Raw genomic sequence first — 15,818 nt, 5'->3', positions numbered from 1 at the left:
CGGAGCCTTTATGAGCACTTTCGACGCCGTATTTGTCGGCCTGACTATTCTGGATATTGCCGGACGCCCGGTGCTGGATATCCCGCCGCGTGGCGGGGTCGCTTTTATCGATCAAATCCGCCTTAACCCCGCCGGAACCGCCGCCGGGGCCAATATCAACGCCGCCAAACTGGGGATCCGCACTGCCGCGGTCGCCTGCCTGGGCGAAGATGAAAAAGCTGATTTTATTCTCGCCAGCTATGCCCGACTGGGGATCGACTGCTCGCTGATTCAGCGTACCCGGGAGAAAGAAACCTCGGCGACTATCCTGCCGATCCGCCCCAACGGCGAACGTCCGGCGCTGCACTGCCGCGGCGCGTCCGACGCTCTGTTTGTCAGCGAGGAGGCGTTTGAGCGCATTCTCGACTGCCGTTTCCTGCATCACGGCGGCACCGGATTGCTGGCGGCGATGGATAACGGGCAAAGCGCCCGGCTGCTGGCAGCGGCAAAAGCGCGCGGCGTGACCACCAGCTTCGACTTAATCGCCCCGCATGCACAGACGCTGGATCTGCTGCGCCCGCTGCTGCCATCGGTGGATTACTTTATGCCTTCGCTGGAAGAAGCGGCCTTCCTTTCCGGGCAGACGACACCGGCTGACATCGCCCGCTTCTTCTTCGACCTTGGCGTTGGCACCTGTATTCTGAAAGATGGCGAAAACGGCTCCTGGCTGCTGAGCCGCGATGGCGCTGTTGAGCATATTGCCCCCTGGCGGGTGACAGCGGTGGATACCACCGGCTGCGGCGACAGCTACTGCGGCGGCTTTATTGCCGCACTGGCCCGCGGGCTGGCGGTCAAAGAGGCATGTGAAGTGGCTTCGGCAGTGGCCGCGCTGGTAGCCACCGGGATGGGCTCAGACGCGGGCGTGGTCGACTGGGATCACACTCAGGCGTTTATGGCAGCCCAGCGCGCCGCACGCTAAGATTACCGCCGCCGCGCTCTGCGGCGGCGTTCTCATCTCAACGCCACTGATAGAGCAACGGTTCACCCGCAACATAGCGCTGCAGATCGGCGGCGATCATCGCCGTATGCTTTGCGATACTCTCGCGCGTCGCGCCAGCGATATGCGGCGTGACAATCACATTATCAAACTCGGTCACGAACGGATGGTCGCGCCACAGCGGCTCGCGGTGATAAACATCCAGTGCCGCGCCGCCCAGCGGCCCGTGACGCAGCGCATTGATCAGCGCATCTTCCTCAACAACCGCAGCGCGCGAGGTGTTAATCAGCAGCGCGCCTGGCTTCATGCTGTTCAGCAAGGTCGCGTTGACCAGCCCATCGCTGTGCGGACCGCTGCTCAGATGCAGACTGACAATATCGGCCTCGCGGAACAGCGCCTCGAGCGTGGTTTTCTGTAAGCCCGGCTCGTTGATATCTTCGGCGGCAACAAAGGGATCCACCACCAGCACCGCCATGCCGAATGCCCGGGCGATACGCGCCACGCGGCGACCGATATTGCCGTACCCGACCAGGCCCAGGGTTTTATTACGCAGCTCGCTGCCTTTAAACACTTCATAAGGGCTTTCCGGGCTGACATCCCAGACCACATCGCGGCGCAGTCCGCTCTGCGTCGCCTGCGACGCATTCTCTGCACTGGTGAACTCGCCGCGTTTCAACGCCGCATGAGATTGCGGAATATGGCGCGCAAGGCTCAGCATCAGACCCAGCGTCAACTCTGCGGCGGCATCTGCATTACGGCCAGGGGTATACAGCACACGAATATCACGCGCCTGCGCCGCTTTGATATCAATGTTAACCGGGTTTGCGCGCGTGCAGGCGATCACCTTCAGCCGGGGACAGGCGGCGATGACCGCTTCCGTGATATCGTCATAGCTGGTGACCAGCACATCGGCATCGTGCGCCAGCGTGATCAGCTGATCGGCACTCAGTTTGGGTTTGCCCAGCGCCCAGCCCTCTACCAGCAATTCGCCCAGCTGATGAAACGCCGTCAGGTCACCGGTGTGTTCCGCGGTAAAAACAATTTTCATGTGTGCTATTCCTGAGAAATACGTTGAAGTGCGTCCTGTCTGGCCTGCCAGACGGGGAGCATCTGCTCGCGCAGCAGGCGATAAACCGGGTAGAGCGTGGCATAACGGGCCTGCGCTACGGCATCAGGCTGATAACGGGTCTGTTCCAGCTGCGGGTAGCCGCTCAGGGCACCCACGCTGCGCGCCGCCAGCATTGCCGCGCCGCGCGCACTGAGTTCATTAAAGGCGCTGGCGACCACGGTTCTGCCTGTGCAGTCGGCGATAATCTGCAGCCAGGTGGCTGAGGCTGCGCCACCGCCGGTGAGGTAAAGCTCGCCGCCCTGCGGATAGCCCTGCAGAGAATCGACGATGGCGTAGGCGAGCCCTTCAAACACGGCGCGTTGCAGTTCTGCGCGCGTGGTGTGCTGGCTGATACCGAAATAGCCGGCGCGCGCCTCCGGGCTAAAGAACGGCGCGCGTTCGCCATTCAGATAGGGCTGCCAGAACACCCCGCCACTGCCCGGTTCGACGCTGGCGATACGCTGTTCCAGCGCCTGGAGATCGGGGTCCAGCGAGATCTGCTGCTGCAGCCAGTCGATATTCGGTGTGCCGGCCTGCATCGGAAAAAGGTTAATAAAGCTGCCCGCTTCGGTATGGGTGACGTAGCGGGTGCCTTCGTTCACCGTCTGACGACCGCGGCAGACGATACCGGTACAGCAGGTGGTGCCCAGGATGGTGTAGATATCGCCATCGTTAACCGCGCCGCAGCCCAGCGCCGCACTACATACATCCAGAGCACCGGCAGCCACCGGCGTGCCGACAGGCAGCCCCGTCAGGGCCGCAATCTCTTCGCGCAGCGCGCCCGCCTGCGCATCCGGTGCCAGCAACGGCGGAAACAGGTGCTGCAGTCCGGCCAGGCCCATTTCGTTCAGTACCACTGCGGAGAAGTCACCGCTCTGCTGGTTCAGCAGCGAGGTGCTGGCGTCGGTGAGATCCAGCGCCGCGACGCCGGTGAGGCGAAAGCGAATCCAGTCTTTGGCGAAAAACAGATAGCGCGCCGCTGCCAGGCGCTCCGGCTGATAGCGTTGCAGCCAGTAGAGTTGCATGCTGGTATTGCAGGGTTGCAGATGAGTGCCGGTATCGTCAAAGAAACGGCGATCGAAACCGGGGCGGCCCAGTAACTCGCTCATTAATTCGTGGCTGCGGGTATCGCTCCACAGCATACCCGGCCCGACCGGCTCGCCATCAGCATCGCTCAGCCATACCCCTTCCCCCTGCCCGGCCAGACCGATAGCGCGTAAACGGCCCTGCTGCAGCGCCGGATGGCGGGCGATCTGTTGCAGAATCGCCACCACTGACAGCCACAGCTGCGCCATATCCTGCTCAGCATAGCCACTGGCCGTCAGCTGCGGGGCGGTATTCTCCGCCGCGCTGGCGTGCGCCTGAAAATGTTCATCAAACAGCACCGCTTTCACACGCGAGGTGCCGATATCGATACCGAGATAAAAGTCCATACCAGGCTCGTTGACGGAGAAATTTAGTCGCGCTCGTAGCGACGACGCAGCAGTTCGCACTCAAACAGGAATTCCAGCCCTTCCAGCTGACGGCGGGCTTCGTTGATATCTTTGCCCCAGCAGGTCAGACCGTGGCCGCGCAGCAGGAAGCCATAGCGCAGCGGACGCGTGCGGGCATAATCTTCGATGCGTGCCGCCAGTGCATCAATATCCTGATCGTTATCAAAAATCGCCACCGGTACGGTATCGAGATGGCTGTGCTGACCCGTCAGCGTTTTCTGCATTTCGTAGCCCTGCAGCGCCAGGGTGTCGCTTTTTTCAATACGCGAGAGCACGGTGGCATTGACGGTATGGACGTGCAGCACAAAGTTAGCTTCCGGAAACAAGCGATACACCAGGGTATGCAGCCCGGTTTCTGCCGAGGGTTTACGCCCGGAAGGCGCTTTATTGGTGGCGATGTCAACCTGGAGGAAATCTTCACTCGTCAGGATGCCTTTATCACGCCCCGACTCGCTGAGCCAGCACCAGGTCTCATCCTGACGTCCCGACATATTACCGCCGGTAGCCGGCGCCCAGCCTTTCGCACCGATCCAGTGACAGGTGGTAACCAGTTGCGCGAGTCTTTCTTGCCACATAGCAATTCCTTTATTTAACGATGGTATTCAGAAACCTTTCGACCAGAGGTCATGACTGCAGGCCTTTTGCGTATTACGCCGTGTCAGACGGCAGCTGACCCGCAGCGTCGTTATTTAGCCATCTAAATGGCTATTTACCCGATACTAACACTGCCGGTCCGCCTGGACAATATTGCCGGAACCGCTTGCCGCAGGCGTGCAGGTGTCAGAAAAAGAGGGAAAATCAGGGAGTTTGACAACGATACCACTGAACGTTTTTCAGCTTTCAAGATTACCCGCTGCCGGAGGGGGAAAAGATGGGCGATCGTCCTGCGAAAAAAGAAGCGGTGACAAGGGAAGAAAATCGCTGCGGAGAGGCGTTAAGAGGGTCGGGAGAAGATGAGTCGTGCCTTACTGCTGCGCCGGATGGCAAGAATCTGGTTTCCTGCCCGTTAGCTTGCAAAAGAATTAATTCAAAAACTCACTAAATCTGTCGCTTCGCGATTTACATCACTTTTCATTTGTTATGTGATCACGTTACAGGTTTCAGCAACCCACTGCCTTGCCAACCGTAACAGGATCTCATCAATGGAATTTTACCAGTCCGATCCCTCGCTGGAGAACTACTGGCGGGGCGTCATCCTTTTTGGAAAGAATGTCGCTTCTTACAAATTTGCGCTGGCGCATGCCTTGTATGAGATTGATAAGAGGGGCAGCGATTTAATCACCCTCGAAGAACTCGCTGCTCCGTTCAGCTATCATCTGTGCCAGCATCTGCTGCACGCGCCTAAGCAGATCACTTCGCGCGGTAGCCAGTTTCTTGAAACCTGTGTGAAGTTTAATCATGGTGAAATTTCTCAGGCTCAGCTGATTGAAACCACGGTACGGCTTGGTTTCAACAACGTGATCGATGCCTTTCATAATGTGAACGGCGGTGAGATCGAAAAACGCTTTTTCATTGATGAGCGTAAATCCCATAAAGGGATACGGCTGACGGATAATTTCTATTTGCTGGGCGAGCGCCAGCAATATCAAAATCTGGCCTGTGAAACCAATGCACGCTGGAATCTGGTCGAGCAAGCCTGGGCGATGGGTATTTCCCGGAATCTTGTGGCTGTTGAGTTTGACGAAGAGAATCAGCTGCTTTTCAGCAAGGTCAATGCAAAGCGGGTCAATATTACCAGTTGCCGCGACAGCCTGAATGGCTACCAGAAAGGACGCTGTTTTTACTGTTTTAAACCTGTCAGCCTGCTACCGGGTAGCGCCGACCTGGCAGACGTTGACCACTTTATTCCGTGGGCTGCGCGCGATGAGGTTGCCAATATTAATGGCGTATGGAATCTGGTGCTGGCCTGTAAATGTTGCAATCGTGGCGTTGCAGGTAAGTCCGCGCACCTGCCGGCAATCAAATTCCTGCAACGCTTGTACGCCCGCAACGAGTATTTTATACAGAGCAAACTCCCGTTACATGAAACCATTGTGAAACAAACCGGGAACCAGCCCGCAGCGCGGAAAAATTTTCTTATCAGTAACTGGGAGACCGCCAAAGCGAGACTTTTTCATATCTGGGAACCCAGGGCCGAAGGCGAGGCAACATTCTGATGACTCTCCAGTACTATCAAAACCATTCGCAGGATTTCTTTGCTGACACGGTAAATGTCGATATGTCTGGGCTTTATGAGATGTTCACCCGCTATCTTAACCCGGGTAACCGGGTACTGGATGCAGGTTGTGGCTCAGGACGCGATGCGAAAGCGTTTCAGGCGATGGGTTATCAGGTTGATGCATTTGATGCCTCTGCTGAAATGGTCATGCTGGCGCGGCAGCACACCGGCCTGCCGGTTCAGCAGCTGACTTTTAATAATGTCTCCTGGCAGCAGAAATATGAGGGTATCTGGTGCTGTGCTTCGCTGCTTCACGTTCCTGCTCGTGAATTACCCGGCGTGATGCAAAAGCTGGTTGCTGCGCTCAAACCTGGCGGCGTCTGGTATATCTCCTTTAAATATGGCGACGGCGAACGTGAGCAAAAGGGACGGCACTTTACGGATATGAATGAAACCAGCCTGAAAACATTACTGAAAGCTGCGCCTGAAATCGAGATAATTTCCCTGTGGACAACTCAGGATAAACGTCCGCAGAGAGATGAAATGTGGCTTAATGCAGTTTTAAAAAAGCGGTGAAGCATTCTGGTGAAGAGGACAGCGAGTCGTTTGGTTATCGGCCCTGCTTTACTGCCCCCATCGGGTATGACTGCAGCAAAGTTAACTCGCTTCGACGCTCGCCGCCAGAATCGCGCTGTCTGGCGGCGGCACGCTTCATAAATTAACCGTTAATTTTCCACTTCTGCCTGAACACAGTTTTGTCCTGGTTATCCAGCCACTGGTTTACTTTCTCCAGTAGCGCCGGATTATCCCTGTTCATCATATACACTTTGTAACTGGCAGTGCCGGGGAATGGCGTCTCGTTGGCCACGCAGAACACGCCAGGCTCTTTGTTCTGATAATAATCCCCTTCGATCAGATCAGTGACCATCATATCGGCGGTTTTCTGCCGCAGAGCCTGCAGGTTATCAACGTTGTTCTGCACGCGAATGATCTGCGCATGCCTGATATGTTCATCTACGAAGCTTTGGTTGGTGCCACCCGGGTTCACAATCACCTTCACATTTGGCTGGTCGATTTTCTCGAGGCTGCCAAGCGCGGGTGCGGCGGTGCAGTTGGCAAGGGCGATTTTACCGTTCGCCACCACCGGATGGCTCAGCGAGAAGTCTTTCTTACGCGTCGGGGTCTCCGTCACACCGCCCATGGCGATATCAAACTTATCGGCTTTCAAATCAGCGGATAGCGTCGGCCAGCTGGTGATGATAAACGTCACCTTCAGACCCAGCGTCTTACCGAGATCCCGGGCCATATCCACGTCATAGCCGATAAGCTCGCCGGCGTCGTTATGAAACGCCAGCGGCGCATAGTCGCCCGGTACGCCCACTTTTAACTCACCGCTTTGTTGAATCGATTGCATATCGCGCGCCTGAACGCCGCAGGTCATCACGGCTGCCATCAGGAAAACACCCAACTTTAACTTCATCTCAGATTCCTTATGATTTCATTATCGTGCCACCGGTCACGCATCGCCGTAGCGATACTGCCGCTACATAACAAAGGTTTCCCCTCATCTCCGGCAGCGAAAGCGGCGTAAATTCACCTTATGTTTGAACATTAAGCAGTAATTCACAGAAGTGCACAACGTTGTTTACCGGAAACATTGCCATATCCAGCACCGAATATTGCTACCAGTGCATTAGCGGAGTAGCCGCGCCATCGCCAATAGTGACCCCCTGCGTCAGCGTCACGCATTGCCCCATTGAGATACCTTTGCCGATAACGATCGGCCACGTTTGGTTTCTGTCGGAAGCGGGTCAGGCAAGTTATGTCACCAGGAGGATCATTTTTTGGATTAGCTGTGGGTGTGCAAGATTGAATGTTCGTGGACGTGACAAAAAACAATATTAATTCAAAGGGTTGACCTGACGAGGAGCAGTTATACTCACATCGCTTAGTTAATATAGAGCGAACAGGGTTGAGTTAGGTTGAGTCCCAAAGCGAGTAAGGCCTTGTGTTGCGCGGATCTCAGACACAAAAAAAGCCGCTCTTGAGCGACTTGATTGCATCATTTGGTGCGAAGGCCGGACTCGAATTTCACACCTAATAGACTGATATCAATGTAGTTTATAAATAATCACAAATAGTTATACCTGCGCTTGTACCCACAAGTTAGAATCCGTACAAAAAACAGACATCACTAGTGGGTGTAATGCCATATCAGTAGAACACCGATATGGCTATCAAAGCAAAATTCAGGCAGGCAGGAAAGTTTTCTTCAGAGGCACCAAAAGTTTGGTCTCAATATCGACTTGTTCATAGTTTGAATCGCCACGAATAATCCAGACACTTTCGAGCCGTTGATAATACTGTTTTTCATATTCCGCCGGTGGCATCTGATCACTCGAACCATGCCGAGGCTTATTGTTATAAAACATTTCGATATAATCAAAAATATCACTGCGGGCTTCATCCCGCGTTCCGTAGATGTTTTTCTTTATCCGTTTACGCTTCAGTAGCTGGAAAAAACTTTCTGCGACTGCATTGCCGTGACAGTTACCACGACGGCTCATACTGCCCTCCAGCCCGTGTGATTTCAGGAACGACTGCCACTCATGGCTTGTGTACTGACTACCTTGTTCAGAATGAACCAGCACCTGTTTTTGAGGATTACATCGCCACACGGCCATCAGAAGCGCATTCAGGACAATATCTTTTGTCATCGAGGGCTGCATTGACCAGCCGATAACTTTGCGCGAGAACAGATCAACAACAACGGCCAGATACAGCCAGCCTTCATGGGTCCTGATGTAGGTTATGTCCGTTACCCAACGTTCATCCGGTGCGTCCGGATTGAACTGCCGCTGGAGCCTGTTGGGTGTCACGATACTGGCTTCCCCTTTACGCGCTCGTGGGCTCCGGTGCCCGACCTGAGCCTTTATCCCGGCACGCTTCATCAGCCGCCAGACCCGGTTAATCCCACACTGTAGTCCGCTATCTCGCCGGTCGGGATGGATCTTGCGATAGCCATAAACGCAACCGGACTCCAGCCAGAACTGTTTGATTTGTCCTGTTAGCCTTAGATCCGACTGATGCCGAATTGAATGTGGCTGCTGAAGCCAGGCGTAAAACCCACCCGGATGCACATCCAGCACCTGGCAAAGCAGGCGGACAGGCCAGCAACGATTGTTGTCACGGATAAAGACGTACCTCAGTCGGACAGCTTTGCGAAGTACGCCGCGGCTTTTTTTAATATGTCCCGTTCGTAGTAACCCGCTTCAACTCCTTCTGGAGTCGGCGGATCCCGGCCTGAGCATCTGATTGTTCTTTATTGGTGGAGGAGTCCGGCCCGTACTTCTTTATCCAGGCATAAAGACTGTGGGTAGTGATACCGAGACGTGTTGCGACGCTGGAAACAGAATGGCCACGCTCAACAACCTGTTTTACCGCTTCAATTTTAAACTCTTCGGGATAACGTTTACCGCTCATGGGCACCTCTCTTTTAAGTCATCTTAAATGACTCTGAGGTGTCTGTTAAACCTGTGGCGATTCATGCAGAGCTTTAGCCTGTGCCATCTGTGACTTCACCAGTTATCTGAGCGAATTGTGCAGAACCAGAACCGGCTACTGTTCTTCTGCCTTATTCGCATATTCTGGCCTGACATGAGCGTTGATTCCCGGCGAACAGCCGAGCGGCGTTCCAAGCGAAAACATGATCGTTCAGAACGGGATAAGCAACTTTACAGCTATTCTTGATTTCATGATTTTCACGGAAAATTTCAGAGTCTGGCACGACGGTTATCATTTCAAGAAAAGCACGACAAATGTACTCGGGCAGCTAATAGAGAACGTGTAACATAGATACAAATTGAACAGACATTATTGCCAGTCGTTCTGGGGTTGTGGAGTACCGCAAGGCCTGAGACGTGATAAATACCAAAAACAGGGAACACGATGAAATTCACTGAAGATACCCGAGTAAAAATCCCCGTTATCTTACACTTGATTCGGTTGGGCTATTGCTACTTGTCTCTGAAGGAACAGCGTTGGGACAAAGAAACCAATATATTCCCTGACCTCTTCACCTCTGCGGTTGGCAGAATAAATCCCGGAATAGCCCCAGACGACATTGGTCGCCAGCTCAAAGATCTCTCGCTTCTCCTTGACTACGACGACCTGGGTCGCGCCTTCTTCGAGAAACTCAGCGACCGTTCCGGCATCAAACTGATAGACTTAGACAACTTCAACAACAACAGCTTCCATGTCGTCACCGAACTGACCTGCGAAAACGGCGATGAAGAGTTCCGCCCGGACATCACGTTACTGATCAATGGTATGCCACTGATCTTTATCGAAGTGAAAAAGCCCAACAACCGCGAAGGTATCGTCGCAGAACGCAACCGCATCAACGAACGCTTTAAGAACCCCAAATTCAAGCGCTTCGCCAATATCACCCAGTTCATGATCTTCTCCAACAACATGGAGTATGACGACAGCGACCCGGAGCCGATTCAGGGGGCTTTCTACGCCAGCAGCTCTTACAGCAACCCAGTATTCAACTACTTTCGCGAAGAAGAACTCTTCAACCTGACCGCGTTACTGAAACCGCTGTCAGAAGAAACCGAAATCGCCGTCCTGAAAGACAACAACCTGGAAGTAATCCGCACCAACCCGGAATTTCAGACCAATAAAGATCACAACCGCCCGACCAACCGCCTCTGCACCGCGCTGTTAAGCCGCGATCGGCTGGCATTTATCCTGCGCTATGCACTGGTATACGTCGCCGAGTCGGGCGGCATTCAGAAACACATCATGCGCTACCCGCAGCTTTTCGCCACCAAAGCGATCGAGCGCAAACTGAATGCTAGCGTGAAAAAAGGGATTATCTGGCACACCCAGGGCAGCGGAAAAACCGCGCTGGCTTATTACAACGTGCGCTTCCTGACGGATTACTTCCAGAATCAGCAGGTGATCCCCAAGTTCTACTTTATTGTTGATCGTCTGGATTTGCTCCAGCAGGCGCAGCGCGAATTTACCGCCCGTGGCTTAATCGTTCACCTCATCGATTCACGCGAAGCTTTCACGCGTGACATCAAAGCGACACAGGCGCTGCATAACCATCACGGCAAAGCGGAAATCACCGTCGTCAACATCCAGAAATTCCGCGATGACCCGGACGTTGTCACCACCAAAGACTACGACATCAACATCCAGCGTGTGTACTTCCTCGATGAAGTCCACCGCAGCTACAACCCCAAAGGGAGCTTCCTGGCAAACTTAAGCCAGTCGGATACTAACGCCATCAAAATTGGCCTGACCGGTACGCCTCTGTTGGGAACGGACTACAACTCCCGCGACCTCTTTGGCGGCTACATCCACAAATACTACTACAATGCCTCCATTGCCGATGGCTACACGCTGCGCCTGATTCGCGAAGAAATCGCCACCAACTACCGGATGATCCTGCAACAGGCGCTAAAAGATGTGGAAGTCAGAATGGGTGATGTGGATCGCAAATACATCTATGCTCATCCCAGCTTCGTCAAACCTATGCTGAACTACATCGTCACCGACTTTGCCAAAAGCCGGGGCGCGCTGAATGATGATACCATCGGCGGCATGGTGATTTGCGACAGCTCTGAACAGGCCAAACAGATGTTTGAGTTATTCAACACTGACTACGCCGAATCGCACACCGTCGCCGATGAAGTAACCGAACAAATGCCTGTATTACAGGCCGCAGAACCTGCCGCCGTTTACCAGACCCATGCCAGAGAAACGCGGAAAATCAAACGCGCCGCCCTGATCCTGCACGACGTCGGCAGCAAGCAGGAACGCAAAGAGTGGGTGGAGCAATTCAAGGCGGGGGAGATTGACCTGCTGTTCGTCTACAACATGTTACTCACCGGCTTTGACGCCAAACGGCTGAAAAAACTCTATCTTGGCCGCGTGATCAGAAAGCACAACCTGCTCCAGGCACTCACCCGCGTCAACCGAACCTACAACAACTTCCGCTACGGCTACGTGGTGGACTTTGCCGATATCCGCCAGGAATTTGACGCCACCAACAAAGCCTACTTTGAAGAGCTACAGGCCGAACTGGGCGACGAAATGGAGCACTACTCTCGTCTGTTCAAATCGGCGGAAGAGATCCGCGAAGAAATAGAACACATAAAAGATGTCCTGTTCAGCTTCGATACGGAAAACGCGGAAATCTTCACTGACCAGATAAACCAGATTCAGGACCGGGAAACCGCGCTGGCGCTGAAAAACGCGCTGGCCGACGCCCGCAGCCTTTACAATCTGATCCGACATCAGGGCAACACTGAATTTCTTCAGGCGCTGGACTTCAATAAACTCAATATCCTCTACCGCGAAGCCTGCCACCGCCTCGACTTACTCAACCTGAAAGCGGATCTGGAGCAGGGCGTAGATCTCTCCGGCCTGCTGAACCGGGCGCTTGAAGAGGTGATTTTTGAATTCCATAAAGTGGGCGAAGAAGAGCTGGTACTGGCCGATGAACTTAAAGAGACGCTGCGGCGTACCCGCGAGGCGCTGGCCGCCAACTTCGACCAGCAGGACCCGCAGTTTGTCAGCCTGAAAGACGAACTGGAGCGCCTGTTCAAGAAAAAGAAACTCAGCGAAGTCTCGCAGGAAGAAATGGTTGCGAATATTGGCACACTCAATAAAATTCATGACCGCATCAAAGAGCTGAACCGCCAGAACAACCTGCTACGCCAGAAATACAGGGGCGATGTGAAATACGCGCGTACCCACAAACGCCTGCGCGAATGCGGCGGCCTTAGCGAGCCGGAGCGTAAAATCTTCGAAGCGCTGCTAGGTGTTAAGCTGGATGCGGATGAAAAAGTGCTGAATAACAGCCAGATACTAAATAATGAAAGCTATTTTGAACGCCAGATCGTGTCATGCGTGCTGGAACACTTTGAAAACCAGCAGAAGATCACCCTCAGTGCGAAAGCGGCTGGCGACATCAACTGCCTGATTGTGGCGGAATACCTGAACGAATTTAATACCGGAGCACGTACGTGGTAGAACTGGAATTTAGAGACAAAACCAAAACCCTGATCGACAGCCTGAAAAGCATTTGTGCGAACTATGGTCTGGGCAACGACGGTAACGAATTCAAAATCATCACTCAGGCATTCCTGTACAAATTCCTGAACGACAAATTCGCCTTTGAAGCTAAAAAGGTGGATAAAAGCATCGCCAGCGCTGAAAAATGGGAAGTCGCGCTCAATCAGATGAGCGAAGAACAGCGGGACAAGCTGCAACTGAAGATGAGCGCTGACACCGCACGTCTGAAGCCGCATCACTTCATTCAGTATTTATACAACCGTCAAAACGAGGCGAATTTCGCCACCACCTTTGACGACACCCTGATGGACATCGCCGCCACCAACAACGATGTCTTCGCGGTCAAAACCGATGGCGGCGCGAAAGTGGTGCTGTTTGAACGCCTCAGCCAGTACATCGCCGACGAATCAAAGCGCGACGACTTCTGCCGCGCCATCATCAACAAGCTTGCTGATTTCAGCTTCGAGCGCATTTTCACGCAGAAATTCGACTTCTATGCCACTATCTTTGAATACCTGATCAAAGACTACAACAGCAACTCAGGTGGCAAATACGCTGAATACTACACGCCTCACGCCGTGGCGCGTATCATGGCGGAAATTCTGGTGCCGAAAGCGCAGCAGGGCGTCGTACGTGACGTAAGCTGTTACGACCCGTCAGCCGGTTCCGGTACGCTGCTGATGAATGTGGCGCACGCCATCGGGGAAGATCGTTGCAGCATCTTTGCTCAGGACATCTCGCAGAAATCCTCCAGCCTGCTGCGTCTGAACCTGATCCTCAACAATCTGGTGCATTCGATTCCCAACGTTATCCAGGGCAACACCATTCTGCATCCGTTCCATAAAGACGACAGCGCACTAAAACGCTTTGACTACATCGTCTCCAACCCGCCGTTCAAGATGGATTTTAGCGACTTTCGCGACGATCTGGACAGCAAGGAAAACCAGCAACGCTTCTTTGCCGGGATACCGAAAATCAAAGCCAAAGCCAGGGACAAAATGGAGATTTACCAGCTGTTCCTGCAACACATTATTTTCTCACTGAAGCCGGGCGGCAAGGCGGCGGTCGTAGTGCCGACCGGGTTTATAACCGCGCAGTCGGGCATTGATAAAGGCATTCGCGAACATCTGGTGAAAAACAAGATGCTGGCGGGCGTGGTTTCCATGCCGTCGAATATCTTCGCCACCACCGGCACCAACGTGTCGATCCTGTTTATTGACGCCAGCAACAAAGAGAAAGTGGTGCTGATTGACGCCTCGAGCTTAGGTGAAAAAGTCAGAGACGGCAAAAACCAGAAAACGGTGCTGACAGAAGAAGAAGAACAGCGCATCTGCGAAGTATTCAACAATAAGTGGAGCGAAGAAGATTTCTCGGTAGTGGTCAGCTATGACGACATCGCCGCGAAAAATTACTCGTTCAGCGCCGGGCAGTATTTTGATGTGAAAATCGAATACACCGATATGACTCCGGAGCAGTTTGCCGCGAAGATGAAAGGGTTTACGGATAATCTAGAGAGTTTGTTTAGCAAGTCGCGAGAGCTGGAAGCAGAGATTATGAAGCAAATGGCGGGGCTAAAGTATGAGTAATCAGATCAATTCAACGCTCGGCGATTTGGTTAAAGCGGGTGGTGGAATCATACATACAGGTCCTTTTGGTAGCCAACTCCATGCTGAGGACTATGTTGCTCAAGGTATTCCCTGCATTATGCCTGCGAATATGAGGGACAATAGAGTAGATCTTTCCAATATTTCATTTATTTCAGATGAAGATGCTCAACGGTTATCAAAATATCTCGTTAAAGAAGGTGACATTGTTTACAGCAGGAGAGGTAATGTCACACTCAAAGCGCTGATCCGAAGAAATGAAGTTGGGTATTTTTGTGGCACAGGCTGCTTGTTATTAAGACCTGGTAATCTGCTTGATTCTGACTACCTAACTTATTATCTGAGCACACCAAAAATTCAGTCATGGATTATTAGCCAAGCTATTGGGGCGACGATGCCCAACCTCAATACGGGAATTTTGGCGAGGATTCCTTTTTCAGGTCCTGAAAAGGCTATTCAGGAGAAAATTTCATCAGTGCTTAAGGCCATAGATGACAAATTAGAACTCAACAACCGTATTAATACTGAATTGGAAGCGATGGCGAAGACGCTGTACGACTACTGGTTTGTACATTTTGATTTTCCTGATGCCAACGGAAAACCGTATAAAACCTCCGGCGGAAAGATGGTGTATAACGCCACTCTGAAACGGGAAATTCCGGCAGGGTGGGCGGTTAATACGCTGTCTCAAATAGCGAATATCACAATGGGGCAGTCTCCAGCCGGGGAGTCTTATAACGAAGATGGCGTCGGAACGCTTTTTTTCCAGGGTTCAACAGACTTTGGCTGGCTTTTCCCAACCCCACGTCAGTACACAACATCACCCGCGAGAATGGCGAAAAAAGGTGATATTTTACTCAGTGTTCGTGCACCGGTTGGTGATATGAATATTGCCAATGCCGATTGTTGTATTGGGCGAGGGCTTGCGGCATTAAACAGCAAAAGCCGCTCAGATGGATTTTTATTCTACGTGATGAAGTATTTCAAACAGGTATTTGATCGTCGAAATGCGGAAGGAACAACATTTGGCTCCATGACGAAAGATGATTTACATTCACTGCAAGTCGTTTGCCCAGAACCCGGATTACTGAAACGATATGACGATATTGTTTCAGAATACAATAAAATGATTTTTACGCGTAGCCTTGAAAATCAGGATTTAATCAAACTCCGCGACTGGCTCCTCCCTCTGCTTATGAACGGACAGGTCACGGTTAAATAACTCTCCAACGTGTTTTGCGAGGCGCAGCCCAGATCCATACTGCGCCTCGCTCACCGCAACCAAAACCTTGCCATTCATTTCTGGTCGGGTATCATTCACTTTTACTGGTATTAATTATTACTACATTCAAATGATCCCTGACCGTTATCAAAGATCTTACTATTCACT

At 52.7% G+C, this 15,818-nt stretch carries 10 protein-coding genes and 1 pseudogene; 6 read left to right on the top strand and 5 right to left on the bottom strand.

Annotation, left to right across the window (positions count from 1 at the left end; all coding sequences use genetic code 11):
- The first annotated feature begins 10 nt into the window (after positions 1-10).
- Entirely contained in the window at positions 11-958 is a 948-nt protein-coding gene (locus E0E17_RS09660; protein ID WP_130833804.1) for a carbohydrate kinase family protein, read from the top strand.
- A 37-nt stretch (positions 959-995) separates the two neighbouring features.
- Here the strand turns inward: E0E17_RS09660 and E0E17_RS09655 are convergent, their stop codons facing one another.
- Genes E0E17_RS09655 through E0E17_RS09645 form a run of 3 tightly spaced genes read right to left on the bottom strand, consistent with a single transcriptional unit; the run spans position 996 to position 4,152 of the window.
- Positions 996-2,024 (bottom strand): 2-hydroxyacid dehydrogenase, encoded by a 1,029-nt coding sequence (locus tag E0E17_RS09655; protein ID WP_130833803.1) that lies wholly within the window; start codon positions 2,022-2,024, stop codon positions 996-998.
- A gap of 5 nt (positions 2,025-2,029) precedes the next feature.
- On the bottom strand, positions 2,030-3,517 hold the full coding sequence (locus E0E17_RS09650; RefSeq protein ID WP_130833801.1) for an FGGY-family carbohydrate kinase: 1,488 nt from the start codon (positions 3,515-3,517) through the stop codon (positions 2,030-2,032).
- Positions 3,518-3,540: 23 nt separating this feature from the next.
- Positions 3,541-4,152, bottom strand: coding sequence for a methylthioribulose 1-phosphate dehydratase (locus E0E17_RS09645; protein WP_130833799.1), 612 nt, complete (start codon positions 4,150-4,152; stop codon positions 3,541-3,543).
- A gap of 567 nt (positions 4,153-4,719) precedes the next feature.
- Between E0E17_RS09645 and E0E17_RS09640 the strand changes: the two genes are divergently transcribed.
- Together E0E17_RS09640 and E0E17_RS09635 are read left to right on the top strand one after the other, a co-directional pair.
- Positions 4,720-5,733, top strand: coding sequence for an HNH endonuclease (locus E0E17_RS09640; RefSeq protein ID WP_130833797.1), 1,014 nt, complete (start codon positions 4,720-4,722; stop codon positions 5,731-5,733).
- Positions 5,733-6,311 carry a class I SAM-dependent methyltransferase gene (locus tag E0E17_RS09635; protein WP_130833795.1) on the top strand — a complete coding sequence of 193 codons (579 nt, stop codon included), beginning with the start codon at positions 5,733-5,735 and terminating at the stop codon, positions 6,309-6,311. Before E0E17_RS09640 ends, E0E17_RS09635 begins: the two co-directional genes overlap by 1 nt.
- Positions 6,312-6,453: 142 nt before the next feature.
- Here the strand turns inward: E0E17_RS09635 and E0E17_RS09630 are convergent, their stop codons facing one another.
- Both E0E17_RS09630 and E0E17_RS09625 read right to left on the bottom strand, forming a co-directional pair.
- On the bottom strand, positions 6,454-7,215 hold the full coding sequence (locus E0E17_RS09630; RefSeq protein WP_130833793.1) for a transporter substrate-binding domain-containing protein: 762 nt from the start codon (positions 7,213-7,215) through the stop codon (positions 6,454-6,456).
- An 859-nt stretch (positions 7,216-8,074) separates the two neighbouring features.
- Positions 8,075-9,218, bottom strand: a pseudogene (locus tag E0E17_RS09625) (IS3 family transposase); the annotation flags it as partial.
- Between the two features lie 465 nt (positions 9,219-9,683).
- Here E0E17_RS09625 and E0E17_RS09620 point away from each other — a divergent pair.
- The 3 genes from E0E17_RS09620 to E0E17_RS09610 are packed head-to-tail and all read left to right on the top strand — an operon-like array spanning position 9,684 to position 15,650.
- The gene (locus E0E17_RS09620; RefSeq protein ID WP_130833791.1) at positions 9,684-12,782 is read left to right on the top strand and encodes a type I restriction endonuclease subunit R; all 3,099 of its coding nucleotides are present in this window, start codon (positions 9,684-9,686) and stop codon (positions 12,780-12,782) included.
- Positions 12,776-14,410: an HsdM family class I SAM-dependent methyltransferase gene (locus E0E17_RS09615; RefSeq protein WP_130833789.1), complete on the top strand. Its 1,635-nt coding sequence runs from the start codon at positions 12,776-12,778 to the stop codon at positions 14,408-14,410. The genes E0E17_RS09620 and E0E17_RS09615 overlap by 7 nt, the downstream gene beginning before the upstream one ends.
- Positions 14,403-15,650: a restriction endonuclease subunit S gene (locus E0E17_RS09610; protein ID WP_130833786.1), complete on the top strand. Its 1,248-nt coding sequence runs from the start codon at positions 14,403-14,405 to the stop codon at positions 15,648-15,650. The genes E0E17_RS09615 and E0E17_RS09610 overlap by 8 nt, the downstream gene beginning before the upstream one ends.
- The last annotated feature ends 168 nt before the right edge of the window (positions 15,651-15,818 follow it).

This window comes from [Erwinia] mediterraneensis (assembly GCF_900604315.1).
Taxonomy (GTDB): Bacteria; Pseudomonadota; Gammaproteobacteria; order Enterobacterales; family Enterobacteriaceae; genus Pantoea; species Pantoea mediterraneensis_A.
This window is presented reverse-complemented; position numbering and strand designations above follow the sequence as displayed.